The organism is Legionella birminghamensis, from assembly GCF_900452515.1.
GTDB classification, from domain to species: domain Bacteria; phylum Pseudomonadota; class Gammaproteobacteria; order Legionellales; family Legionellaceae; genus Legionella_C; species Legionella_C birminghamensis.
In genome coordinates, this window is record NZ_UGNW01000002.1 from 173,061 (window position 1) to 197,556 (window position 24,496).

The following is a 24,496-nucleotide window of genomic DNA, read 5'->3' on the forward strand; positions in this document are numbered from 1 at the left end:
GTACTTTTTTCATCATACCCTGTTGGGGTAGATAAGGTACGTTATCTACCTCAACAAACCCTAGATTGCGTGATGAATAGAAGATGCTATAATTATGATTAATAATTCACTTGTATACAAAGGATGATCATGGCTGCCACATCTCTTATTTCAGTTCGAGTGCCTTCAGAAGTTGCTGAGCGCTTAGAGCATTTATCTCAAACAGTTGAGCGCTCAAAATCTTGGCTTGCAGCTGAGGCTATTGAAGAATATCTTGACCTTCATGAATGGCAAGTTCAGGCTATCCACGAAGGATTGAAAGAAATTGAACAAGGACAAGTTATCGATTTTTTTGATGTCAAGAAAGAATTAGGAATCAATAATTGAAGATCAAAATGACTCGGCTTGCTCTGAATGACTTACAAACAACCAAAGACTATATTAGCCAAGATAAACCAGATGAAGCAATTACAGTAATGCAGCGCATTATGGAGGCAATAGAACATATAGCAACTTTTCCAAGTATTGGTCGAACAGGACGGGTTCCCCGCACTAAAGAATTAGTTGTTAGTGGAACTCCTCTTATTGTTGTGTACCAAGTAAAGGACAACACATTGTTTATTGTTCGCATTATACATTCAGCAAGAAAATGGCCTTGACTCTTCCTAAAAATCAAACCAGATTGAAAGGGCCTCCCATTATAGCGCCTACAGCAAATCCGTCAGTACTTGGCTCAGGGAAATGGCAAGGGGGATTGGCTGCATTATTAACTCATTGACCTTATTTGTTCGGTCGAATCTAATGTCTCAAGTGCCACATGATTATAATGTATTAAATAAAGGCGGTTTCCGTTTGGGTAATTAGGCCATTTTTCTTCTTGAAAGTAATTGGCTTACATCATTTGGAGAGCTGTTTAGTGCTGATTCTACAAAGCTTTGGTTATTTACTCTGTTTGTTTGAGCGTGCGCGGATAATTATTTAACACAGCCGCTACAAAAGGTATGAAGATCAAGAGGGGTAGTACGATGAGCATTTAGGTATAGAATTGTAGATTTAGGCCAGCATATACTTGTGTGGTAGGTTGAGCAATGCCTTTAGTGGACACAGAAAATTGAGGTTCTACAAATAAATTGTATACGGTTTTTCCTGATTAATTACTTTACCCGCACCTAAACTTAAGGGCATTACGTGATTATCATTTTTAAAATCAAATACCCATATAGGCGCAGCTCTTAAATAAAAGTCATGTACTGTAATGGTCAAGTAAATTCGGACACTTATTTAAACAACTTACTAAACAAAATTCCTCCCTGCTGACGCACCACTTCCGCGGTTTGTCGACTCCTCAATCCCGCGCAGTCCAGCGCTCCTGATTGAGCAGTTTCAAGCGATTCTCTGATAAAACTCCTGTTCAAACGCTAACGGTGTTTTATAGCCTAAAGTTGAATGAAGCCGTCTACCATTATAAAAGGCAAGATAGTCAATCACGGCAAGCTTGGCACAGGCTTTAGTAGCGAATCGATGGTAATTCAAGGATTCATATTTGATGCTGCGAAAAAAACGCTCTGTAGGGGAGTTATCCCAACAATTGCCTTTGCGACTCATACTCTGCTGCATTTTCATTAATTTCAATAGCTCTCGGTACTCATAACTCGCATATTGACTGCCGCGATCTGAGTGGTGCAGTAATCCTGGAGAGGGTTTTTTGCGCCAAAACGCCATCCGCAGAGCTTTGGAGCACAAAGATGTGCGCATATGATCATCGACTGCCCAACCGATGATTTGGCGTGAATACAGGTCCATAACGATTGCAATATACATCCAGCCCTCCAAAGTCCATACATTCAAGCATTGTGTCTTGTGGTTTGGGATGGTGGACCTTAGAACACCAGCGATAATAAGCACTTCGGCTAACCTGCATCATTTTACATAACAGTTTAATCGAGTAGGCTTTCTCTTGCTCTTTGATAAATTGATATTTTATTTCTGTTCCTGAGCAAAGAAAGCGCGGCCTTTTTTAAGATTTCTCTCTCCATCCTGAGCTTGTTATTTTCTTTCTGAGGCGTAACAACTCTTCGCGTTCGTTTAAGCTCAGCTGAGAGCCTGAGGTACTAGCCCCTTTCTTTTCAGCCCCTTTTTCCATACTAACCCATTTCCTTAGGGCACTAATCGAAACACCTAAACTTGTAGCTGCCTCTGGAATGCTATAGCCTTTTGATAGCACCAATTGAACAGCATCCTGTTTGAATTCTAAACTAAAATACGGTCTCTTTCTTTGATTCAATACTTCACTCCTATTGGTTATATTTTAACCTATAAAAGTGTCCAGGCATATTAGACCACTACATTTTCTATAGCCGTGAGTGGATTGAAGCAGGGTTAAATGAATAGTAATGAACTTAAATCCTTTTTGCTGGTGTATGAATATCGCTCCTATTCAATTGCAGCGAAGAAACTTTTTGTTACTCAATCTGCTATTAGTAAACGCATTTTTAATCTGGAAAAAGAGTTAAGGGTAAAACTATTTGAAAATCGCTCTAATATGGTTTTACCTACAATTAAAGCTAAACTACTTGTTCCTTATGCTCGACAATTAATCAATATTTTGAATAATACTTACTCTGATTTAAGAGGAAATCAGTTATCCAAACTATCCGTATCGCTGGGAACTACTCTTTATCCAGCACTCGATTTCATTCCCGCATTTATAGAGCTTATATCCAACGACCAAGCTGCCTACCCCCAATTTCATATCAGACAGCTGCCAAAAAAGGAATTAGTGGATTCCTTGCTCAATGGAATTTTAGATCTTGCGTTGGCGACTGAAGATTTAATTGTAGATTCCTCTATTCAATGCACTGTACTTTCCTCAGAGGAATTATTTATTGTGGTGTCGCCCAGACATCCTCTGGCAAGCAGGAAAGAAATTAGCTGGGATGATTTATCCAGATACCCTTGTGTACATTCGCCGTCAGGTTTTTCAGTACGCGACCGGCTGGATCGAATATTTACCAGACTTGAATTACCTCTGATGATTGAGCATGAGCTTTACTCATTCGAAGCATTAGGCAAATTAGTAAAGGCAGGATTGTGCTGGAGTGTATTGCCATTGCATTATTGTGATCCGGAATTAGTAAAACTTAAATTAGCAGGTTTTAACGAGACCATTAATTTATGTTGGTACTGTCATAAAGGAAGGGTGGACTCATTTATTATCCAATACACAACAGAGCTATTTAAACAGACACTTACGAAAGCTCCATTTCCACATACTGTATAAATTAACAACGAAGAGGTTAAAATAAACTAGCGTGCTTTTGAAAACTATATTCACTGTAAAGTATAACTTTTGTTCCTCAAATGTACTATTCTTATATTGGGAGTTGCAAAAGTTCCAAAACGACAATCGCACAGAACCACCACGTGGTGGTTCTGGTTTATCAGTTTATCAGTTTAATGGTTACTTCGGAAGTGTCACAGGATTTGGATAATAAGATGAAAAAACATAAGGGATTTACACTGATTGAGTTAATGATTGTTGTGGCTATCGTAGGCATTTTAGCAGCGATTGCAATCCCTGCTTATCAAGACTATACGATTCGCGCTCGAGTGACAGAGGGATTAAGTTTAGCTTCCTCTGCAAAAGCGGCGGTCGCCGAAACCACCATCGCTAGAAATGCACTTCCCACCTCTCAAGCCGCTACTGGTTATGTCTCACCGGCCGCTACGGCAAACGTCTCTTCTATCACCATTGCAGCCAATACCGGAGTGATAACAATTACTTATACAGCAGCTGCCGGAGGCGGTACCATCCTATTAACGCCTACTTTAAATGCAAATGGTGATTTGACTTGGACCTGCACCGGGGGAACATTAGCAGCTAAATACAGGCCAGCTTCTTGTAGGCCGTGAATTCAAACGAGTACGAGGTCCATACTATCATTCGATTGAGTGTATCTAGTATAACATTCGTTTTATTAGTACTATTTATTCTTTAGTCTCTTACCCCAGAGCAACTATGAGCTTGCACTTCATTGAAGAATACCCATATCCTGCCTTTCTCTGTGATACAGAAGGGACTATGATTTTAAATAATCAAGCGTATAGAGATTTTTTCCATGTTGAGGAGTGTTTATTTAGTGATTCCCTCAGTCACTACACTGAGCTTCATGCACTTTTTGAGAGCTTAAAAAAAAATTCTGCCCCCGGTTTAACAAAGACCTATCACAACAATATAGTTTTGCAATGGGCAGCAACGACTTGTGTATTTTTATTACAACATCATGTGATAGCTTGTTTGAGTCAACCTTTGGAACAAGAACAATGATGTGAATGGCTCTGTTCGTCCATGCTTTACCCAGAACACCGCCGAAGAAACGACGTGGTATACAGGCTATAATTGATAATGGGAGTTAACGCTAATAGAAAATAATCTATCGGTAACATTAATTAAAAAGGTTATTGCAGAGAACATGAAACCAAACCGCTCTCAACTACAAGACGAGTGCTTTTTGTTATTACTGGAAAGCTCCCTTAGGTCAATTCCTTTCAACGGCTTATTATCGGTATTGATATCCTTCTATCTACTCTACCGACAAGCACCACTTTATTGGGTGATGACTTGGTTACTTGCTGTCATCTTTTTAAGCATAGCACGCTTGCTGTATAGTAAGTATTGCATTAAATCAAAGCGTTATATTAAAAAGAAAAAACAGACATTACACCTATTTATTGCCTTGACATTCCTAATGGGTGCATTATGGGGTAGCTCTTATCTATTATTTTATCCTTACTTTTTAAAAGTGAATCAAAATATCATTACCTTGGTTCTCGGGGGAATGGCTGCAGGCGCGCTCGCATCATTATCCGTTTACCTTCCCGCCTACTGTGCGTATTTATTACCGATGTTTTTACCTCTCATCGTTTACAACTATTGGTTAGGAGAATTTAATCACAGTATTTTAGCGACGATGTTCTCTTTATTTGTTCTCATGTTACTCATTACAGCAAAATCCCAGTCTAGAATTTTACAAAGCACCATTCGCTTAACCCAAGAAAAAGAGAAGGCACTCATTGAAATCAAACGGTTGTCCATCACCGATTCACTCACGGGTCTTTATAATCGTCGATATTTTGACCAACGATTAAGTGAAGAGTTTGCTCGAGCCAAACGAAACCATCACCCCATTAACTTGGTGTTAATCGATGTCGATGACTTCAAACGACTTAACGATAACTTTGGGCACCCTTCAGGTGATTTGTTTTTGAAGCATTTAGCTTCAGCCATCAAAAAATCTGCTCAAAGAGCAAATGATACTTCTTTTCGAATTGGCGGTGACGAGTTTGCGACAATTCTTACGAACACTTCATTGGAAGAGGCTATTTTATTATGCAGGAAATTACAAAATAAGGTTCAATCTGAAGTTTCGAATGCAACTACACTAAGTATCGGTATTGTGAGTGTGTCACCTTCTTGCCCAGAGGAAAACGTGGAGCAAATCATTTCAGTAGCCGATAAAACCTTGTATGAAGCGAAGAAAAGCGGAAAAAATCAAGTTCGAGCGCAACAGCTTAATTGCCTGTAATCCAGAGCACTATTGGCATAAGCGGGATAATTTAACCAAAAGGATTACTAAATGAACATATTAATCACTGGTGGCTGCGGTTTTATTGGCTCTCATCTTGCCCAATATTATCTTGAAAAAGGGCATAAAGTGGTGTGCATTGATAATTTGGACACTGGAAAAATTGAAAATATCAGTGAATTTCAACAGCATCAGTCATTTACATTTGAGGAAGCCGATTTATTGACTTGGCCAAACTTGCAAGATACAGTGAGCTGGGCAGATGTTATTTTCCATCTAGCCGCATCGGTTGGAATGTTTAAAGTCCTACATGATCCCATCGCTGTAATCAATAATAATATTATTGCTTGCAACCATTTGCTACAGGCCATCGCTAACGCTCAAAAAAAGCCTATTACGGTGATTGTTTCCTCATCCGCTGTGTATGGAGATTCTAAAGGTTTATGCGAAAGTAGCTCCCTAAACTTAAAACCGCTTACAAACTCCCATATGACTTATTCCATCAGTAAACTCTCTGAGGAAGTAATCGGGTATGCCCATTTTTATCAGAAAAATATACCGGTCATTTTACCCCGAATATTTAATACGATTGGCCCTCGGCAGACAGGGCAATATGGGATGGTTGTCCCCCGTTTTATAAGACAAGCCTGTGAGAATGAACCACTCACTGTTTTTGGGGATGGCCATCAGACCCGTTCTTTTTGTGACGTAAGGGATGTGGTAGCGGCTCTTGATTTAGTTATCAATACCCCTGAGAGTATTGGTAAGAGTATCAATATTGGAAATAATAGAGAAATCTCTATCAATAATCTGGCGGAATTAACAAAAAGTTACTCAAAAAGTAACTCTGAAATTGTTCACATCCCTTATGATGAGGCTTATGGGGTCGACTATGTGGATATTGAGCAACGCTGCCCTAACCTCAATACCTTATTCGCACTGACGTCTTTTCAGCACCAATGGACTTTAGAAGATACGTTGAAGGATTTAATTACTAAGTATAAACAATCCCAAAATAATGGATGGGACCATAGGGTATCCTAATTGATAACAGAATAGCCTCTGGTATTTGTGGAACTGGCATCAGTGAAAATTTACAGCAGATTATTCAGCGACAACCACCACACAGGTTAAGCAAATACCGGAACTCAGTTTGCCTATATTTTATAAATGGAGAGTGTACAGCTTAAGTACTTTCTTTTGAGCATTTTTTATATTTTCACGCTTGTCTTTAAGTTTTAGCGAGAGTAATCCCATGAGTCACTTTCAGTGTTTGAAGTTGTAATGAATGCGCCCTAGCTTTAATCCCTTATTAATTGTTTTAACATTGACAAAAAAATAAAACTGACCTTAATTACGCAGGTCCGAGCTAATTGCCTCATCTCTTGCGGCATTTTCAGCCTGGAATCCGATGAACATTGTCGGTCACAGTCGGCCTTGGAAAAGTGGATTTAAGTCTAATATAGAAGCTATACTAAATAATGGGAATTTAAAGGCTGCCATGCTATGAAAGCATTAGGATTCATAATTATCGAATTATTAATTGTTGTCGTAGTCATCGGAATTCTAGCAACCATTGCAATTCCAGCTTATCAAGATTACACGATAAGAGCACGCGTGACGGAAGGTTTGAGTTTAGCCAGTGCTGCAAAACAGACCGTATCGGAAACCACTCAAGTTAAAAATGGGGTGCTTCCGGCTGATAATAACGCAGCAGGCTATTCACCTCCAGCGGCTACTCCTTCTGTTTCTTCCATTAATATTCAAAATGGTCAGATAACAATCGCTTACACTCCCTTAGCTGGCAATGGTACGATCATACTGACTCCAACAGTACAGTCCGGAGGGGAAATGATCTGGGATTGTCGTGCCGGAACACTTCCCGATAAATACCGTCCCTCGACTTGTCGAGGGGGTAATGCTACTCAAGGAACAAACTCTGGCACTGGCGGCGATTCTGGGGCTGGCGGAAACTCTGGCTCTGGTGGAAACTCTAACACTGAAAGAGACTGGCTCTGGTGGCTCTGGTGGCTTTTCGGCAGATAGCTGCTTGGCAACCCAATGCAAATAATAATGATGATGCCCTTATATTCGGTAAATTCCACAAATCGTCTTTATATCAGGGTTGATTTAAAATGCATATTACAAGCAAGTCGATTGATGGCGGGCTGCAATGGGATCCATAACCCCATCGCTATACTTTCGCCTTGAAAAAGGCACTGAGTAAATCACTAAGCCCGAATACGCTCAGTGTTTTAAGAAATTTCTCGCCCTCCACTGCGCCAATAACCTACTGCTTTTCTATTTCACTTTGTCTATCTTTAAGACAGATGAGCAAAGACATTGGACGTTTTAAACGGACTTTTTAGCGGTACCAGGACGCTACCTTCTGCAAGGATGCAGAGCTCTGAACTATTAGGCCTATACCGCCTGATGAATCACATGCGTAACCACGCCCCAAATGACTAAATCCTGATTTTCAGTAATATCGATGGCTGAAAAGGCTGGGTTTTCAGGCAAAAGTTGCACTTGCCCTCCGGTCCTTGATAAGCGCTTCACAGTGAGCTCTCCATCAATGGCGGCAATGACAATTTTTCCGTGTGTCGCCTCAAGGCTACTGTCAACAATCAGCAAATCGCCGTTATGTATACCGGCATCCTTCATGGAGTCGCCGGAGGCGGTTAATAAGAAAGTCGAGGAGGGATGTTTAATTAAAAACTCATTTAGATTCAAATGCGCTTCAATGTAATCATCCGCAGGGGATGGAAATCCTGCTTTGACTTTACAGCTGTATAAAGGCAGCGTTAAGGGACTTGAGGCACTAATGAAATGTTTGACCTCTTCGATACGCGATAAGGGAATGCGCATCGCTTGAGTGGATTCACCGTATTGATTACTGCCTTTGGGTCGCCCCGCCCCCTCTAGTTTGCCGCCTTTCATTGCAACTCCGCTCATGTGGTCTGTCAATTATTTGACATTCTATGAAAGAGACGAGTATATTTGAATTAAGTACGCTTTTCAAACCAACCCATTCAACACGAGAAGAATAACTCAAAAGGACAGGGCTATCACGACTCATTGCTTGAGGATTTGCCATGTATGCACTCATCGATTGTAACAATTTTTATGCAAGCTGTGAACGATTGTTCAGGCCAGACCTACTCACGACGCCGATTGTGGTGCTCAGCAACAATGACGGCTGTGTCATTGCCCGCTCCAATGAGTCCAAATCCTTAGGGATTAAAATGGGCGCACCCTTTTTCGAGGTCAAAGCCTTGTGCAAAAAGCACAAGGTAAACGTGTTTTCGTCAAACTACACGCTGTATGGCGATATCTCCCATCGGGTTATGCGCCTCATTGAAGAACACTGGCCGGAGACTGAAATTTATTCCATCGATGAAGCCTTCCTGGATTTAAGCACCTTGCCCGAACGCATGCGCTTTTCCTTTTGCGAAAAATTACAAAAGACCATTCTAAAAGGCGTGCACATCCCAACATCCATTGGAATCGGCAAAACCAAAACACTGGCCAAAGCCGCTAATTTCATCGCCAAGAAAAAACTGCAAACCCCGGTCTTTGACATCACGGGCCATGAGGCGCGCTGGCTCAAGCAGCTTGAAGTGTCGGATGTTTGGGGGATTGGGCGCCAATGGTCAAAAAAACTCAATGGCCTAGGCATTCAAACAGCACTTGATTTAGCAGAATCTGACGCCAATTTGATGCGCAACAAATTTAGCGTGGTCATGCAGCGAACCGTGCTGGAATTGAATGGCCTATCGTGTTTGGAATTGGAATCGCCAGAACCTAAGCAATCAATTATGTCCTCCTGCTCCTTTGGCGGCCTGCAATCCGACTATCAGGTCATTCAAGAAGGCATTAGCCATCACTGCGCCACGGCATCGGCCAAGATGCGAAAACAAGGGTTAACCACCCAATACCTTTCGGTGTTTATTCGCTCCAATCCTTTTCGTGAAGATACCAAGCAGTATGCGAACTCTATTGGCTTTCGCCTGGTCAACCCCACCGATGATGTGCGGGTTATCACCAAATGGGCGAAATACTGTTTAAAGAAAATTTATCAACCAGGTATTTTCTATCATAAATCAGGCGTCCTCTTAAATGATTTAACCAGCAACCGCTTTTACCAGGCCGATTTATTCAACCAACCAAGTGATTTGCAGCACTCGACTACCTTGATGCATTTAATGGATAGCATCAATCAAAAATATGGCGCAAGAACCCTACGTTTAGCCGCTGAAGGCTTCCAAAAATCCTGGTCGATGAAGCGGCAATTGATGTCGCCTTGTTACACCACGCGCTGGTCTGATTTACCTATTGCTTATACTGACAATGGACAAGGAAAACGCCGTTGACTAGGATTAAAGAGTCTTTGGAGGAATTACCATGTGCGGCCGATTTTCTGTCGACACCGATATCGAAAAACTAAAACAGCAATTTGCAGTCACCACTGTGGAGCCTTTGCCTAAAAGCCGCAATGTCGCACCAACCGAAGCTGCACTTTGCCTTATACGAACGGAAGAAGGCTTAAAGGCGGTTCAAATGCGCTGGGGCATTGTGCCCTGGTATGCGAAAGGCAAAAAATCCATGCTGCTCATTAATGCACGTGCAGAACAAGCCGCCGAAAAACCGGCCTTTAAACAAGCGATTAAATACCGGCGTTGTCTTTTAGTGATGAATGGTTTTTTTGAATGGCAGCATCACCATCAAGACAATAAAACCGTTAAACAACCCTATTACATTCACCAAAAAGACAATGCTCTTTTAGCCGTTGCGGCCATTTGGGAGCGCTTCGAGCCTGAGCCAGACCTGATTATTCCTTCCTGCTGCTTACTGACCACTTCTCCTAATGAGCTGGTTGCGAAACTTCATGACCGCATGCCCTGGTTTTTAGACGAGACCCGACAAGCAAAATGGCTCTCCCCTACCCCATTTTCCGCTGAGGAAGTGAGTCTTTTACTCCAACAGCCCAATCCGTTGAGCTTGCCTGCCATCCCGTAACGCCTAAAGTGAATTCCGCACTGTACAAGGGGGACGATTGCATTGAAGCCCTCTCGACTGATACCTCGATGCCAGAATGATTTCTGAGGCCGTACAATTTTCAAACGTCAGTGCACTGGATTTTCTTTCGCGTTTAAGCCACCATTATCTGTACCGCAAAATTCCTTTTAAAGACAAGGAGTGTCTATGGAATGGCAAATCGGCGAGACAGTGTACTGGTTAGGCCAACAACACACCCCAGATTTTGGTTTATTCCCTTTATCGATTGCGATTGTAAAAGAGACTATCCAAGACATTCGCCCGCAAACGTCTCAACAAAATCCTATCGTGACCGCCCGTTTCGCTTTTTGCCTGGATGAGGTGTTTAAAAATAAAGAAGAGGCATTGAACGCTTTAAAGCAACAAGCGATGGCGTTTTTAAGCAATCCAACGCAACGACTTTCCAATTTTTACCGAATGCAGTAATTCAATCGAACTTCAATCAAGATAAGCGTTTACAGCTTCCAAACAAGGCGAACAAGGATGTTAAGTATTGGTGATACAGTATACTGGCTTTCGCAAGCACAACATGACGCCAACGAGGGTACATTTCCACTGGATATTTCAATTCAAAAAGAACGCATCGAAGAGATTATAACCGGTGAATCAGGGCACGCGCTGTATAGAACTGACTATGACCGCCACTTAAAAGCAGAAGAAACGTTTCCTTCCGCAGAAGAGGCCTTAAAGGCATTGATTGAACAATGCGAAAACCTTCTATTAGTCACCGGACACCGAGGAAGCCTCATTCTTTGCACTAAGTGACTAAGCAAGCCAGTAGTGCAAAGACCGCAACAAGCTACGGGGTTCGGATCCTCTTTTCAATCCAAATCCAGGGATTGACGAAGGGTATAAATCAACTGCCAGGGATTTTCTCGCAAGGCTTGAAGCCGTTCTGGTAATGAATCTATGGTATAAAATGTATCCTCAAACTGGTCGGTTAATTCATCCCAATGAAGCGGCACTGCCACCGGCGCCTTTGGGCGGGCTCGGGTAGAATAAGGGGCGATGGCGGTGGTGTCCCATTGATTGCGCAGATAATCGATAAAGAGTTTCCCTTGGCGCTTTTTCTTGGCCATGTTACTGACATAACGATCAGGTGCGATGGTTTCCAGTGTTTCGACAAACGCCTTGGTAAAGCGTTTAATCGCCTCCCAATCGTGTTCGGGCAGAATAGGGACAACCACATGCAAGCCCTTGCCGCCGGTGGTTTTTACAAAGGAGGTCAATTGCATTGTGTTGAGGTAATGGCGCACGGTTTGAGCCGCAAGAACTACCTCTTTCCAGGCCACATCGGGGGCAGGATCTAAATCGAAGACGATAACATCCGCTTGTTCCAGGTGAGCAATGGTGCTGCCCCAGGGATGAATTTCCAATACCCCCATTTGCACTAAACTTAAAAGCCCTTTTTCATCCTCCACCGTAAGATAGTCCTCCCATTGCCGGTTTTTTTTGTCTTGAATTGGAATCGGTTTTAATGCAGGGCTTGAAGAAGCCGTTCGATGCTTTTGATAAAAACACTGCTGATAACCCCCAGGACAACGTAACAAGGTGAGCGGACGTTCCCGAATGAAGGGCAACATCCATTCAGCCACCGCTTCATAGTAATCATACAGCTGCTGTTTGCTAATCCCATCCTCTGGGTAAAGAAGTTTTTCCGGGTGACTCAGACGAACGCGGGATTTTTCAGATGGCTTCGCTGATTCAGGTACTACCTTTTCAAGCAACGAGACCGTAAGCGTTTCTTCCCGGTGAATCGTCTTTGCGGTCTTATCACGCCGAAGCCCCTTAAAACTCGGATGCCTTAAATTACTTTCTTTAGTCCATTCGCTAAATTCCACCTCAGCGACTAATTCCGGTTTAACCCAAGTGGCGGTGCGACAACCCGGTGGATTGGTGGTGAAGGGATTTTTTTCAATAACCAGCGGCAGTAATGCCTGATAAACTGTTTTTAACGAAGCTTCCGTAAACCCCGTACCCACATTGCCGCTGTACTCCAACTTCCCTTTCTCATTAAAAACCCCTAAATATAAAGAGCCAAAATAACGCCTGGCCCCCTGCGGCGGTGTAAATCCCGCGATAACATATTCTTGGCGTTTGACGCATTTGATTTTAAGCCAGCTTTTGCTGCGTTTGGTCTGATAAGGGCTATCCGCTAATTTAGACACAATGCCTTCAAGGCCCAAACGACAGGCATTGGCGAACACCTCACGGCCCTCGCCAATAATATGGTCGTTGTAGCGAATAGCACTTGGTGCCTGGCGAAGTACTGCTTTTAGTAGCGATTTACGCTCAATAAGCGGCAAAGATAGTAAGCTTTTACTGTGGTAATACGGCATGTCATAACAATAATAACGAAATGGTGAATGGGAACCGGCATCAATGGCATTTTGCATGCACTGAAAACTCGCGCGATTGGATTCATCAAAAATGACCATTTCGCCATCGAGAATGAGGTTTTCAAATGGCAACAGACGAATTTTATCAGCAATCACCTGAAAGGATATTGTCCAGTCGATGTGATTGCGGGACATGATATATACCGTATCGCCCTTCTTAAAGGCCAGCATCCGGTAACCATCCCATTTAATTTCATGAAGCCAGGCATCCCCTGTTGGCGGTATATCTGCCAGGGTGGCGAGCTGAGGTGACATTTTCTCAGGCATCGCCTCATTGTGTAACCGAGCCAGGCGCTCATCGATTCGTTGTTTTGCGCTTCGATGAACTAATTGTGGCTTCGCATGTGGGTTATCAGCGAACTCCTCCAGCGTTAAGCCGCTTAATACACTCGCAGGCATTCGGTCCACAATGGGGATGGGATTGAAGTCACTAAACTCATCGTTCATCTTCACTAATCGCCAGGTGTTTTCTGTGGCACTTCGAATCAGCTCCCAATCCCCCTGGAGTTTCTCACCGTGTAAGCTAAATCGTAAATGTCCTTTATAGAAACAGCCGATGGGATTGTCATCGAGCGGCTCCCAAATGCCGTTATCCCAAAGTATTACCGTACCCGCACCATATTCCCCTTTTGGAATTTCCCCTTCAAATTCCGCGTAATCCAATGGATGGTCTTCTGTTTGAAAAGCGGTGCGTTTGATAGCGGGATTAGAACTCGGCCCCCTTGGCACCGCCCAGCTTTTTAAAACGCCTTGAAGCTCTAAGCGAAAGTCATAATGCAGATGGGAGGCTTGATGCTTTTGGATAACAAAGCGGAACTGATTAGTGAAAGATTCACAGCCCGGAGGTTCACGGGTACGGGAAAAATTTCGTTTGGCGCGATACTGCCCTAAGCCCATGGTTTCTCCAATGCTTGTGACAGAAAAACAAAAACCACCCTGAGGTGGTTTTCTGATGCAGACTAAAGAGTTCGCTTTCGCGATCTTCTGTCTACACTTTAAGTATAGTAAAGCCATACGGGCTGTCAAATTGTCGCAAAAAGGCAATAAGCCGACTTTAAAAACGAACACCCATCATCAATTAATGGTCTAAGAAGCCGCATCAATCCAGGGATTAGAATAACCTTCAATACCAGCCACTTGACTAGCCCACTCTTTTTCCCAAGCCGTTGGCGGAAACTGACGATGCCAGGCAAGAAATAATTGTTTTTGTGCGCCACTTAATGCAATGCCATAGCGGTCAGCCATAAAAAGGTTTGCACGGGCAACAAGGCCTTTCACCGCATCGGCAGGCTCAATCCGACGTGTAGCGCTATCCACGTAAAACTCACAGCCGTAGGTTTTGGATTTATTAGGGAGCTCGGCATAGCGATAATCAGAACGGAGCTGATTTAACAAACCAACTTCCGGCCATAAATTATAAAGCTCAGCTTCCGCTTGACGAAACCGCGGCTCTATTTTTTCACAACAAGCCCGCCCTTTATAAGGTGTTCCGTTAGTACGTCGGCAAAGCGGCTCCCGCCAACAGGCGAATTGCCGGCCAAAATTTGCGGCGGGCATCATATGTTCCCATTCCAGGCGCAGGGCGCGTTTTTTATCGGCGGCGGCATTCATCTGGCAGCTTGCCAAATCAATTTGCTTGTTTTGGTAATGGCACTGGCAATACAGGGTGATGGGATGTGACTCAAATACGGCCGTTGCTATTTTTTTAGCTTGCGCGAAATTAGTAGGCGGTACTGCATCACACACCTGGCTAAATAAAAGAATAATTAAGAGCGATACGGTTTTCATGCGCGAAGCTTAACGATAATGCGCCGATTTTTCCAGTCTTGTCTTTTATTAAACACTCCCCTACCCTACTGTGGTCTTTCTAAGGAGTGAATACCATGTCTCTGCATCAAACCGATTGTCATTTGGATGGAAAACAAGTGACCGTTCATTTCCGCTATTACTGGCCAAAAGCATACGTCCTTTGGCAGCACAAACGATACGGGAGTATCGATATCATTGAGGTGATGGACTCTGATGAACGAATTGACGTTGAGTCCTTGCCGGTCGAATCGCAAATCGCCTGCCGCCATGCAGCCTGGGAGCATTTGCATGGCAATCAACTCCTCAAAGATGCCAACGTCTCCAGTATCTGGCAAGCAGACGAGCATCATAGTGCTCTTCGCCTCAACACAGATTAAAAAATGTCTGGGCAGTGGCTTTTTTCCTTTACTTATCAGCGCTCTAACATTCTATACACATCGTTATCCACAGATTTTGTGGATAAGTGAAACCGTGATTTCTTGTCGTTAATACGCGATAAGCCTTTGTAATCAAGGGGCTTGAAGGAGGAAAGCAATAAAAGAGGGGTTTATAGAGCGATGTTCAAAAAAACTTATCCACAAAAGCCTGGCTTTGGATAAAGATTTGGGAGATGCATTGTATCTTCTTTTTTTAAGAAGAACCAGTCTTGACTTTTTCCGCTGTTTTCTTTAGAGACATTATTTTCTCTATCTCATTGATAATTAATCAAGTTTACCTTATTTCTTTCCGCAGGCAGTGCGACTCTAGAATTTATTTTAAAACAACCCGCTTTATTAATTGATCACATATTGCTTTTTATGATTATTTTTTGTACAATCATCGTCCATGTAATTATGGATAATACATTTATGACCCAAAATCTCTCGCACCTCTTTCCTCAAGACTTTCTTCATAAACTGATTAACTTTCCTAAAGAAACATTGAAAAACCTCTTCATGCTTTGCCAGGAAGCCGTTCACCTGTTCATAACCAACGAGCTGAATGCCCTAGACCCGCTGGTTTGTGAGAATGCTTGCCACATTAGAGCATTTGCTTTATGGCATATGACTAATAAGTATCGCGATACGAGCGCTTTCTCTGTTTGGCATTCGGTGATGCAATCCTTCAATACAATCATTGAAAAAATAAGCGCATTACCGCCAATCAATGAGCATACAAGACAAACCATTGAGAGCTATCTTCAGGAACATGGCCTCTATCTTGGGTTTGATAATGAATTGCTTTTCGATGTTAAATTTATCGTGTTGTCTTATTTGCTAACCCTGACTAAAAAACAACTGCCCTCTTCGTCGTTTATGCTCTATGAAAAAACCTGTTTGGAGGCATTAAATGGTCTTGGATTAGTGCACAATAAAATAAAGTCTTTCGTTTCCAGTGCGCAGAAAGAGTTGTCCTTTATGTCGTGCCAAATTATTCAGAGACATAGTCAGCTGTATGATAACCCAGCACTAATGGAATTGTTAGTCATTCGTTACGACGATCATAAACGCAGCTATCTTCCACAGTATCCAACAGCCAAAGTGATCCTTTTGAGCGCTTTGCAACACAATATTCCACTCATCATTAAGGTTTCTCGTTTTGTAAAGCACCGCTATCATGATGAACTCTTGTTAGGGTTTACACCATCCCTCGACAAAAAAGAATTTTACTTAACACCCCGTTTCGATAATAAGTGTCAAGCGGCGATAATCTGTGAAGGAATTGTAAACTACCCAGACGGTGTTGAACGGCCCGAGACCTATGTTAATCGTTTAAATCAACAGTCGCCTATACAAATCCTTTTGGCGAATTTTGCAGCGCATCCTCAATTTTCAGGCAATCTAAGAAACACGCCCTGTATTTACAAGGAAGCCTATGAAAATAACAGCGCATTCAAGGCCCCTATCGCACAGGAATGGGAGGCGTTTAATCAGCATGCTTATTTCGCAAAAAAAGAGGGATGCACTTTTGAAAACCCTAGTCTTTTGTTTTTAAACCATGTGTTTTGTGATTCAATTACTTATTATCCCCTGTATGACCCAACACCCCGTAAATATCAGGAACTATTGTTCAATGAAACTGAACTATAATTAGCTAGAAAAATAAACTATGTCAGAATGGCTAAGACTAAATGAGCGATAATCCTAACGGACTACTGCAGGATGAATTACTAAAACGTCTTCGGGAGCTTGAAGAGGAATTATCCTTTTATCATCACATGATGAATTATATTCCTGGGCATATTTATTGGTTAGATCAAAACAATCGCTATCTGGGCTGCAATCAGGAGCATGCCAACAATATTGGTCTTAGTAACCGATTGGATATTGTTGGAAAAACGAACGACGATATGCCCTGGAAAGAAATTGCCGAAACAGTGAATCAAACCAATAGGGAAGTGATGCGCACCGGAGAGCCCGTTACCATCAAAGAAACCGGGTTAATCAACGGCGTTCAATCCACTTTTCTATCTCAAAAAGTGCCTTTAAAAAATAAAAATAATGAAACGGTAGGAATAATGGGGATATCCATTAACATTACCGAAATAGAACAACTGCAAAAATCACTCATTGAAGCTAAAAAAGGCGCTGAAGCAGCCAGCCAGGCGAAAACAGAATTTCTGGAGAACATGCGCCACGATATCCGTACCCCATTAACCGGTATTGTAGGGTTTGCCGATTTACTTAAAATGGAATCGGATAACCCCCACATCAAAGAATACTCTGAGAACTTGGTAGCCTCCAGCCATGCCCTATTGGATTTATTGGATGAAGTGCTTGAAGCCATTCGTGTCAGTTCAGGAGAAATCCCCAGGCTTAAAAAGAAGTTTGATTTAAAAGCAGCATTAGAGCATGTCATTAAATTGAACATGGCGAGAGCCGCCCAGAAACGATTATCGCTGTCTTTACAATTTGATGAAGCTATCCCCCGTTATGTCATAGGGGATAAGGTGCGTATTCATCGCATTATCCTTGAATTAGTGGCCAATGCCTTAAATTTCACGGATACTGGATTTGTGAAATTATCCGCGCATCTTGCTAAACAGGAAGGGAAGCAATTGGTGTTAATGCTGGTTGTTGAAGATTCAGGCATGGGCATTCCCAAAGACAAACAGCAGGAAATCTATGTTCAATTTAAGCGCTTAACCCCTTCCTACCAGGGCATTTATAAAGGGGCTGGCTTGGGTTTATCGGTAGTGAAGCAATTTGTGGATGAATTAAACGGTGAAATTTATGTTAAAAGTGAGCCTCGCAAGGGCTCATCCTTCACCTGCGTCATCCCTCTCCAGGAGCCGCTTCTCGATAATGATTTAGGCATGGAAGAACAGGATTCGCTGGTCGATCAACTGTACGAAACGACGTATGCACAGCAAATTAAACCACCACCCTGCCCCTCCGTAGAATCCGCTGAGCACCGAGTACTCGTGGTTGAAGATAACATCATTGCACAGCATGCCGCCCGATCATTATTATCCAAACTTCAATGTGCCGTTGATATCGCAGAAGACGGCAAGACCGCGCTCGATTTATGGAAAACGCAACACTATGATTTGATCCTGATGGACATCGGCTTGCCTGATGTAGACGGTTACGAGGTGACGCATGCGATTCGCGTGCAGGAATTAACCAAAAAAACGCATACGCCTATTATTGCTTTAACGGCACATGCCGGCGACGAAAATAAAAAACGCTGTATCGATGCCGGAATGAATGCCGTACTGACCAAACCACTCACGGCTAAAAACTGTGCGGATATGATCAATGCCTTTATTCCCGGACGCCAAAAAGAATTAACGCCCTCTCAACTGGCAAGTTCAACAGAGCGGCCGCCCCTATCCTTGGCTGAGTTCCCCTTACTTGATATTGCAGAAGGAATAAAAACACTGGGAGCCGAGACCAATGTAGCCGATATGCTTCGCTTTATGATTACAGAATCACTGCCTGAAGACATGCAAAAATTAAAGCTGGCACACCAAGCCAGTGATTGGGAAAAAACCCAGCAACTCATTCACAAAATCAAAGGCGGCGCGGTGTATGTGGGCACCACTCAGTTAAAGATGGCTTGCCAGTACTTTGATCAATACTGGAAATCAGGCCAAACCGAGCAATTAGAGCCACTATATCAACAAACAGTGCATGCGGTTCTTGCAACTACCCAAGCCATTGAGGATTGGCTCAATGAGAAAAAAGATTAGAGTACCTCTTCCCTATTCTTTTATTCTCATGCCAAGCAACACTTAGGCACAAAGCAATGAATGATTCTCAATCGTTTGTTGTTCCAATTCTAATTCAAAGATTCTTTGCTGCTCCCATAATGCTTCCAGTTCTTGACGAGCCTCTTGTATTTTCTTTCGCATGAGTAAAATACTTTCTTCATCGGATTGCTGGATAATCGCCTGCTTCAACGTCTCTAACAAGGCGGCCTTTGCGTAAATGGCTGCCTCAATTGCCGCCAAACGAGGCTCTTGATTGTCCTCCTTGCATAGATTAGTGCGGGGATTAATCTCTGCGTCTTTATCTTCTTGCCAACGGGTTTCACGAAGCACTTGCTTATCTTTAAACTGGCCCCCCAGATAAAAATGGTTATAAAACCCCTTGGGGGTTTGCCATTGATTCGCCCGTAAGAGCTTGGAAAGGATATTATTTCTGTGTTTGAAACAAGTGACTTTAGGCAGATAGTACTGCGTGTTTAACAAGGCAAATAAGTACTCTGCTGCCAGCTGTTTCGGTGCGGATATCTGAACCTTGTTTTTAACCAGTAAATTGAAAAATGTACCGGAGATCAATTCTTTTATGGGCTCCGGTATTTCTTCTTTAACGTCAGAAAATAAAAACTGCTGTACTGCTTCAAATTGTTTAACGGTTCGCTGATTCTTGTCTTTATCCACAGATGGGAATAAATTTCTACTAATAACATTAGTTTTAAGAGAAGTGTTATAAAGATCACTTATATATAGACTGCGCAAATTGAGAGGTTCGATCATATCAAAAGTGCTTTTATTTGAACAAGTTGGCTTCATGTTGTTTGAAGTAATGTCGGTGTTTGATTTACCCCTTTTGCTGTGAATTGAATTACTTTCATCCGACACGTTTTTCGATTCGCTTCCAGGTTGTTTGAGAATAGAGAGAAATTTCTCCGTAATATTGATATACGCACCCTTCTTAACTTGAAACTCACCATTTGCCGTTCGTGTAAATAAAGCCTGACGACGTTCAATAAAGCCCTTATCAGAAAACTCTTTTAAATAACGCTGAAAAGTTCCCTTGGGAATGCCTGTATCAGTAGCGATTTCTTCATATGGTTTCATGAACCATTTATTACTGGATCCTTTTAATTGATAGGTGCTTTTTTCCCATCCTAACAGAAGGTAATCCATAAAATGTGCTTTTGTTACTGAGGGTATAACCGCGACTAGATGTTTAAATCTCGCGTGAAAAATAGAACAAAAGTTCCCCATAGATAATTCCTTATCTTATTGTTTTTTTTAGGGAACGAAGCTAATATATGGGTGTGTTTATAAACAAGCAACATATCTCGATCAAATTCATTCGAGAATGTATTTAGCTTCATTCTTGGCTTGTTTTCACAGTTGTGAGGAGTTGCCGCTCTTCACAACTGTCGTCTTCTTTTATCTTCTACATTTTTTTCCCTTAGCTTATCTGAAATGTTTTTCTGTTCGACTATAAGAGTCTATGAATTTATCACTATCTGGATTTATACGTGATCTGAAGTCTTCGTGTCAATACTCAACACGGCAAATTCAATTGGAATTTGTTACTACTATAACTTACTGATTTTACTTCGATTAGACACATAAGTGAGGCTAATTAATTATTCTATATAAAATACTCAATACAGTATTGAGTATTGGTGAGTAATTATGTATTGTTAACTTCGAGAAATTACAAATTGGAGTGATAAATGAAATCTAAAACCCCGCGTGTTTTGGTTGTAGCCAACAATAAAGGAGGAGTAGGTAAGAGCCTAATAAGCCAGTTGATCTCGACATATATCGCTTTTAAAAAAAATAAAAAAGTTCTGGTTCTTGATTTTGATCCACAAGGAAATATGTCATATAGGTTTTTGCGAGATACTCGTATTAGGGAAATGTCTAACTATAAACCCCCATTGCATCCTGATTATGATCCTAATAGCAAAGATGACGAGGGATGGGATGGGCGATCCTCTGCACTAGATATGTGGACAGGAAATCCAGTAGTTCCTTACCCTACTGATCTCGAAAATTTAGATATCTTACCTAGTAATGCAAGCCTAATTAAGGATATCGAATCATTTGAATATAGCGAAACCTTAGAAAGTATAGTTCAAAGAGCGTACGATTTCTTTGCAATGGATGATTTTATTGAATGTGGTTATGATTTGGTAATAATTGACACTCCACCAGCAAAAGGCCCTTTGACCCAAAGCGCTATCCGTGCTGCTACGCATGTTCTCATTCCAATAGAACTAAGTAATAAATCTTTGCAAGGGTTAGCAGGAATGGTTGATTTAGTAAATCGACAAAATATACATAGACCAGCAAACGCTCAAGCTAAAATTATTGGACTGCTAAAAAATAAAGTGGATTACAATAAACGGACTCCGCAGAATCGTATTGTCGAAACCATAAAATCAAATGAAATGCTCTGTAAATTACTTTTAGATAATGTTGAGATACATGATTCCCCTAGAGCCGTTGATATTGATGAAGATCAAGCTCCCATAACTGCTCCCTACACTGAGTTAAAAGAAAATGATAGGTTCGCCATAGAAGCAATTGAGCTCGGTGAGTTTGTGTATCAAAAAGTATTAAATGATAAGGATAAGAGAAATGAAAAAGAAAATCATTGCAACCTCGCTCAAGCTTAAAAATAGTAAGCCAGATACGGTTATGCGTGCAGGTATAACTGCTAATACAAAATATACAAGAGGCAAACAATTAGTGGAGCATGATCCATTACTCTTAATACCAGATCCTTATAATCCTAGGCCAGGAGATAAAATCGATGATGCATGGATTAGGCACAATCTTAAAATAGATACAAAAGAAAGCCTTTGTCGATTAGACCCAACAACAGGAGAGTATATAATTCCAAGCTTTTCTGAAGTTTGTACTTTAGATAATGATGAGTTAGAAGATAGTTATAACTTTCTAAGAGATCTTGCCTATTCAATAAGAAATGATGGTTTGATAGAGCCAATTGAAATTTTTTTGGCTGATAAAGAAAATGATCCAGATTATTTCCTTAATTCCGAGAAGCAATACGGGTATGTCATCTTAGAAGGGCATCAAAGGAGGTTAGCCGCAATTATGGCTGGTGTTCCTAATGTAACTTGTATAGAAATTACTGATGAAAGCTTGCTTGCTAAACTCAAAGTAAAACACAGGAAATTAAGAAGACAACTTTCTGAAAATAACTTAAGGAAAGGCCTAACAGTTGCTCAAAATTTTTTGATAGTTCAAAATCTATTATTAGATGATGAAACTATTAGTTTATCCAATAAAGAGTTGTCTTCAATAATAGGTTTAAATGAAGCAATAGCTAGTGCATTGAAAATTATTTGTCTTAAGCCAGAGAAGTTTCCTCCCATTTTTTTTTCCAAACTGAATGCCAATCAATTATCTTTTAAAACGATACGTATGCTTGTTCCAAAAACATACGCAGAAATTGAAAATATTTTGAACGGTGGTGAACCTGTTAAGTCTAAGCCGGAACATAAACCTCAGCCCAGAGGTCGTCAGGGAGGAGCTAAAAAGAAATATGCAACATTTAAAGTTAGTGATGAAAGAGAAACATCAGTTCTTTATAAAGTTCTTCTTTCGAGATTTCCTGAGATTGACGACGTGAACAAGGAAATTACATTCAAAAGCTTAGAAGACCTACTATATAAAGTGAAAGAATTAGCCATTAACGAAAAATTATGACCCGGGTCATAATTTTTCAACTTATTGAATTTTAAAGTAATTTTGCTTATGTAGATTTTTTTGATTATGAATGGGAATGATTATGACCGAGGGCTTTAAGAAGAAAAAAATGATTTTTCGATCACCACAAAAAAAAGAGAAATGGTTAGTGTGCGTGCGTTTTCCAACCGATATTAAGAAAAAACTAAAGATTCAGGCAGAAAGAGATTACCCAGGTCGGAGTAAGCAGTCTAGTTTAATAGAGGATGCAGTGAATTACTATTTGTATACCATATCAAAAATAAATTGGGCGGATTATGAAAGAGATCCAGATTATATTGAACTGATTGATGACATTCACGAAGGATTGAACCAATCACCATTAGAAGGGCCAACTCAAGTATTTTTCACTCAAGAAACTCAAGAAAAGATAATAGAGCTTGAAAAGAAAATAAAGCTTACAAGACCTTTGATGAAGGACGTTAGGATCGGATTAATAAGAAAATCAGTGTCTATTAGACTTAGCTTGGGAGATAAAGCTTTTTTTGACAAAATTATGTCCGATAATGAATAAGTCCGCAGGTTTTAATCTCAAATTAAATTTCGCAGAGCCACTTCCTTCCTTAGTCGAAGGTAGTGGCTCTGATGAACCTCGTTTTTGAGACGCAGTTCACAAATCTATTTCCCGTCTAATGATATACATATACCTAAGGAAAATGCTTCAAACCCTCTACTACGTAGAAGATGTGCCACATATTCACTTCTTACTCCCTGTGAACAATATACAAGTATTTTTTTATCAGGTAATTGGGGAAGGCATTTGATTAGCTCGGAGAATGGTAAGTGTAGCTGGTTTAATACAAGCATTTTGGAACGATCTTCATTTAACTCTCTAACATCTATAACTAAATAATCATTCACCTCTATGTCTTCTAGCCTGATTCTATAGCTAATTGCTGGCCATGAAACTAATTTAACCTTACAAGACGTACAAGTTGGATTCTTAAGAATTTCAAGCTTTTCAGAAGAGAAATCATTGCAGTTAATTCTGAGTATCTTGCTTTCCAATGGGGTTTTATGACAGATTATTTGAATGGCAATTGAAGCTGCAATACTACCAGCAATACCAGAGGTAGTGCCAATAATTCCTGATAAAGAACAGCTTTGGACAAGGTTCGGAGGTGGAGGTTCGGGAAAAATACAGCGATAGCATGCGACCTTGGGATTGATTGTGGCAATTTGAATTTGCGATTTGTAGATACTAGCACTAATAAGTGGTAAATTTAACTGACAACAAATATCATTTGCTAAATATCTAGTTTGAAAATTATCAGAACCATCAATGATAAGTTCGTATTTTTGAAAAATTCTCTTTGCATTTTTAATCGTTAATTTCTCTGGATAGGGGTTAATACTAATTCCAGAGTTTAAAGTTTTAAGTTTCTGAACACCTTGGAGAGCTTTGTTTTTTCCTATATCTTTTTCAGAAAATAGAATTTGGCGATGAAGATTTGTCAGGTCAACATCATCGAAGTCAATAAGTCCTAGAGTACTAATACCAGAGCCGGCAAGGTATAAACTAAGTGGCGATCCTACTCCTCCTGCCCCAATGATTAATACAGAGGTGTTTTCCAAATTATACTGGCCTTCTTTTCCCAAAATTGGGATTTGTCTACAATATCTATTATTCATATAGAAAATACTTTGGGATATTTGAACGAATTGAAGCTCTAGGTATAATAACCTACTTTAAATTAAAAGGTTAGGAAGATATCTATAAT

General features: G+C 41.1%; 24 protein-coding genes and 1 pseudogene. 18 read left to right on the forward strand and 7 right to left on the reverse strand.

Annotated features, from left to right (window positions below; translation table 11 throughout):
• Positions 1-129 precede the first annotated feature (129 nt).
• Both relB and DYH42_RS16270 read left to right on the forward strand, forming a co-directional pair.
• The gene (gene relB, locus DYH42_RS16265) at positions 130-366 is read left to right on the forward strand and encodes a type II toxin-antitoxin system RelB family antitoxin (RefSeq protein ID WP_058524212.1); all 237 of its coding nucleotides are present in this window, start codon (positions 130-132) and stop codon (positions 364-366) included.
• Positions 363-638, forward strand: coding sequence for a type II toxin-antitoxin system RelE/ParE family toxin (locus tag DYH42_RS16270; protein ID WP_058524213.1), 276 nt, complete (start codon positions 363-365; stop codon positions 636-638). Before relB ends, DYH42_RS16270 begins: the two co-directional genes overlap by 4 nt.
• Before the next feature lie 724 nt (positions 639-1,362).
• On the opposite strand, the gene DYH42_RS16275 is transcribed toward DYH42_RS16270, so the two are convergent.
• Both DYH42_RS16275 and DYH42_RS16280 read right to left on the reverse strand, forming a co-directional pair.
• Positions 1,363-1,884 carry an IS3 family transposase gene (locus DYH42_RS16275; protein WP_272946879.1) on the reverse strand — a complete coding sequence of 174 codons (522 nt, stop codon included), beginning with the start codon at positions 1,882-1,884 and terminating at the stop codon, positions 1,363-1,365.
• Between the two features lie 112 nt (positions 1,885-1,996).
• Positions 1,997-2,263 (reverse strand): transposase, encoded by a 267-nt coding sequence (locus DYH42_RS16280; protein ID WP_160037293.1) that lies wholly within the window; start codon positions 2,261-2,263, stop codon positions 1,997-1,999.
• A 99-nt stretch (positions 2,264-2,362) separates the two neighbouring features.
• On the opposite strand from DYH42_RS16280, the gene DYH42_RS16285 reads away from it, so the two are divergent.
• From DYH42_RS16285 to DYH42_RS16310, 6 genes and pseudogenes are all read left to right on the forward strand, one after another.
• Positions 2,363-3,259, forward strand: coding sequence for a LysR family transcriptional regulator (locus DYH42_RS16285; protein WP_058524214.1), 897 nt, complete (start codon positions 2,363-2,365; stop codon positions 3,257-3,259).
• Positions 3,260-3,474: 215 nt separating this feature from the next.
• Positions 3,475-3,891: a pilin gene (locus tag DYH42_RS16290; protein ID WP_058524236.1), complete on the forward strand. Its 417-nt coding sequence runs from the start codon at positions 3,475-3,477 to the stop codon at positions 3,889-3,891.
• A gap of 106 nt (positions 3,892-3,997) precedes the next feature.
• A complete protein-coding gene (locus tag DYH42_RS16295) occupies positions 3,998-4,306 on the forward strand; it encodes a hypothetical protein (protein WP_103989374.1) in 309 nt (102 codons plus the stop codon).
• Positions 4,307-4,451: 145 nt separating this feature from the next.
• Positions 4,452-5,564, forward strand: coding sequence for a GGDEF domain-containing protein (locus DYH42_RS16300; protein WP_065232836.1), 1,113 nt, complete (start codon positions 4,452-4,454; stop codon positions 5,562-5,564).
• 51 nt (positions 5,565-5,615) lie between these two features.
• Positions 5,616-6,608: an NAD-dependent epimerase/dehydratase family protein gene (locus DYH42_RS16305; protein WP_058524216.1), complete on the forward strand. Its 993-nt coding sequence runs from the start codon at positions 5,616-5,618 to the stop codon at positions 6,606-6,608.
• 462 nt (positions 6,609-7,070) lie between these two features.
• A pseudogene (locus tag DYH42_RS16310) lies at positions 7,071-7,475 on the forward strand (pilin); the annotation flags it as partial.
• Positions 7,476-7,985: 510 nt separating this feature from the next.
• Here the strand turns inward: DYH42_RS16310 and DYH42_RS16315 are convergent.
• Positions 7,986-8,519, reverse strand: coding sequence for a LexA family protein (locus tag DYH42_RS16315; protein WP_058524217.1), 534 nt, complete (start codon positions 8,517-8,519; stop codon positions 7,986-7,988).
• A gap of 140 nt (positions 8,520-8,659) precedes the next feature.
• On the opposite strand from DYH42_RS16315, the gene DYH42_RS16320 reads away from it, so the two are divergent.
• The 4 genes from DYH42_RS16320 (at position 8,660) to DYH42_RS16335 (ending at position 11,387) form a co-directional block, all read left to right on the forward strand.
• Complete coding sequence (locus DYH42_RS16320) at positions 8,660-9,937, forward strand: Y-family DNA polymerase (RefSeq protein WP_058524218.1); 1,278 nt, start codon at positions 8,660-8,662, stop codon at positions 9,935-9,937.
• 31 nt (positions 9,938-9,968) lie between these two features.
• Entirely contained in the window at positions 9,969-10,583 is a 615-nt protein-coding gene (locus DYH42_RS16325) for an SOS response-associated peptidase (protein ID WP_058524219.1), read from the forward strand.
• Positions 10,584-10,769: 186 nt separating this feature from the next.
• On the forward strand, positions 10,770-11,048 hold the full coding sequence (locus tag DYH42_RS16330; RefSeq protein ID WP_058524220.1) for a hypothetical protein: 279 nt from the start codon (positions 10,770-10,772) through the stop codon (positions 11,046-11,048).
• Between the two features lie 57 nt (positions 11,049-11,105).
• Positions 11,106-11,387, forward strand: coding sequence for a hypothetical protein (locus DYH42_RS16335; RefSeq protein ID WP_058524221.1), 282 nt, complete (start codon positions 11,106-11,108; stop codon positions 11,385-11,387).
• A gap of 56 nt (positions 11,388-11,443) precedes the next feature.
• On the opposite strand, the gene ligD is transcribed toward DYH42_RS16335, so the two are convergent.
• On the reverse strand, positions 11,444-13,918 hold the full coding sequence (ligD, locus tag DYH42_RS16340; protein WP_115317202.1) for a DNA ligase D: 2,475 nt from the start codon (positions 13,916-13,918) through the stop codon (positions 11,444-11,446).
• A gap of 189 nt (positions 13,919-14,107) precedes the next feature.
• The gene (locus DYH42_RS16345; protein ID WP_058508231.1) at positions 14,108-14,809 is read right to left on the reverse strand and encodes an endonuclease; all 702 of its coding nucleotides are present in this window, start codon (positions 14,807-14,809) and stop codon (positions 14,108-14,110) included.
• A 95-nt stretch (positions 14,810-14,904) separates the two neighbouring features.
• On the opposite strand from DYH42_RS16345, the gene DYH42_RS16350 reads away from it, so the two are divergent.
• The 3 genes from DYH42_RS16350 (at position 14,905) to DYH42_RS16360 (ending at position 19,004) form a co-directional block, all read left to right on the forward strand.
• On the forward strand, positions 14,905-15,207 hold the full coding sequence (locus tag DYH42_RS16350; RefSeq protein ID WP_058508232.1) for a hypothetical protein: 303 nt from the start codon (positions 14,905-14,907) through the stop codon (positions 15,205-15,207).
• A gap of 471 nt (positions 15,208-15,678) precedes the next feature.
• A complete protein-coding gene (locus tag DYH42_RS16355; protein ID WP_058523985.1) occupies positions 15,679-16,899 on the forward strand; it encodes a hypothetical protein in 1,221 nt (406 codons plus the stop codon).
• Between the two features lie 41 nt (positions 16,900-16,940).
• Positions 16,941-19,004, forward strand: a complete 2,064-nt coding sequence (locus DYH42_RS16360; RefSeq protein ID WP_115317204.1) for a response regulator — start codon at positions 16,941-16,943, stop codon at positions 19,002-19,004.
• Between the two features lie 42 nt (positions 19,005-19,046).
• Here the strand turns inward: DYH42_RS16360 and DYH42_RS16365 are convergent, their stop codons facing one another.
• Positions 19,047-20,186, reverse strand: a complete 1,140-nt coding sequence (locus DYH42_RS16365) for a helix-turn-helix domain-containing protein (RefSeq protein ID WP_237759009.1) — start codon at positions 20,184-20,186, stop codon at positions 19,047-19,049.
• A 545-nt stretch (positions 20,187-20,731) separates the two neighbouring features.
• On the opposite strand from DYH42_RS16365, the gene DYH42_RS16370 reads away from it, so the two are divergent.
• The 3 genes from DYH42_RS16370 (at position 20,732) to DYH42_RS16380 (ending at position 23,289) form a co-directional block, all read left to right on the forward strand.
• On the forward strand, positions 20,732-21,679 hold the full coding sequence (locus DYH42_RS16370) for a ParA family protein (RefSeq protein ID WP_058523529.1): 948 nt from the start codon (positions 20,732-20,734) through the stop codon (positions 21,677-21,679).
• Complete coding sequence (locus tag DYH42_RS16375) at positions 21,642-22,736, forward strand: ParB N-terminal domain-containing protein (protein WP_058523528.1); 1,095 nt, start codon at positions 21,642-21,644, stop codon at positions 22,734-22,736. The genes DYH42_RS16370 and DYH42_RS16375 overlap by 38 nt, the downstream gene beginning before the upstream one ends.
• A gap of 70 nt (positions 22,737-22,806) precedes the next feature.
• Positions 22,807-23,289, forward strand: coding sequence for a hypothetical protein (locus DYH42_RS16380; protein ID WP_237759008.1), 483 nt, complete (start codon positions 22,807-22,809; stop codon positions 23,287-23,289).
• A gap of 104 nt (positions 23,290-23,393) precedes the next feature.
• Here the strand turns inward: DYH42_RS16380 and DYH42_RS16385 are convergent, their stop codons facing one another.
• On the reverse strand, positions 23,394-24,407 hold the full coding sequence (locus tag DYH42_RS16385) for a HesA/MoeB/ThiF family protein (RefSeq protein WP_058523526.1): 1,014 nt from the start codon (positions 24,405-24,407) through the stop codon (positions 23,394-23,396).
• Between the last annotated feature and the right edge of the window lie 89 nt (positions 24,408-24,496).

Bases quoted from the DNA above. Each gene is read 5' to 3' on its own strand.
- DYH42_RS16305 (WP_058524216.1), top strand. From the start codon at position 5,616: ATGAACATATTAATCACTGGTGGCTGCGGTTTTATTGGCTCTCATCTT.
- DYH42_RS16370 (WP_058523529.1), top strand. From the start codon at position 20,732: ATGAAATCTAAAACCCCGCGTGTTTTGGTTGTAGCCAACAATAAAGGA.
- DYH42_RS16385 (WP_058523526.1), bottom strand. From the start codon at position 24,407: ATGAATAATAGATATTGTAGACAAATCCCAATTTTGGGAAAAGAAGGC.
- DYH42_RS16355 (WP_058523985.1), top strand. From the start codon at position 15,679: ATGACCCAAAATCTCTCGCACCTCTTTCCTCAAGACTTTCTTCATAAA.
- DYH42_RS16315 (WP_058524217.1), bottom strand. From the start codon at position 8,519: ATGAGCGGAGTTGCAATGAAAGGCGGCAAACTAGAGGGGGCGGGGCGA.
- DYH42_RS16290 (WP_058524236.1), top strand. From the start codon at position 3,475: ATGAAAAAACATAAGGGATTTACACTGATTGAGTTAATGATTGTTGTG.
- relB (WP_058524212.1), top strand. From the start codon at position 130: ATGGCTGCCACATCTCTTATTTCAGTTCGAGTGCCTTCAGAAGTTGCT.
- DYH42_RS16335 (WP_058524221.1), top strand. From the start codon at position 11,106: ATGTTAAGTATTGGTGATACAGTATACTGGCTTTCGCAAGCACAACAT.
- DYH42_RS16380 (WP_237759008.1), top strand. From the start codon at position 22,807: ATGGGAATGATTATGACCGAGGGCTTTAAGAAGAAAAAAATGATTTTT.
- ligD (WP_115317202.1), bottom strand. From the start codon at position 13,918: ATGGGCTTAGGGCAGTATCGCGCCAAACGAAATTTTTCCCGTACCCGT.
- DYH42_RS16375 (WP_058523528.1), top strand. From the start codon at position 21,642: ATGAAAAAGAAAATCATTGCAACCTCGCTCAAGCTTAAAAATAGTAAG.
- DYH42_RS16320 (WP_058524218.1), top strand. From the start codon at position 8,660: ATGTATGCACTCATCGATTGTAACAATTTTTATGCAAGCTGTGAACGA.
- DYH42_RS16365 (WP_237759009.1), bottom strand. From the start codon at position 20,186: ATGGATTACCTTCTGTTAGGATGGGAAAAAAGCACCTATCAATTAAAA.
- DYH42_RS16330 (WP_058524220.1), top strand. From the start codon at position 10,770: ATGGAATGGCAAATCGGCGAGACAGTGTACTGGTTAGGCCAACAACAC.
- DYH42_RS16285 (WP_058524214.1), top strand. From the start codon at position 2,363: ATGAATAGTAATGAACTTAAATCCTTTTTGCTGGTGTATGAATATCGC.
- DYH42_RS16300 (WP_065232836.1), top strand. From the start codon at position 4,452: ATGAAACCAAACCGCTCTCAACTACAAGACGAGTGCTTTTTGTTATTA.
- DYH42_RS16325 (WP_058524219.1), top strand. From the start codon at position 9,969: ATGTGCGGCCGATTTTCTGTCGACACCGATATCGAAAAACTAAAACAG.
- DYH42_RS16345 (WP_058508231.1), bottom strand. From the start codon at position 14,809: ATGAAAACCGTATCGCTCTTAATTATTCTTTTATTTAGCCAGGTGTGT.
- DYH42_RS16360 (WP_115317204.1), top strand. From the start codon at position 16,941: ATGAGCGATAATCCTAACGGACTACTGCAGGATGAATTACTAAAACGT.
- DYH42_RS16350 (WP_058508232.1), top strand. From the start codon at position 14,905: ATGTCTCTGCATCAAACCGATTGTCATTTGGATGGAAAACAAGTGACC.
- DYH42_RS16295 (WP_103989374.1), top strand. From the start codon at position 3,998: ATGAGCTTGCACTTCATTGAAGAATACCCATATCCTGCCTTTCTCTGT.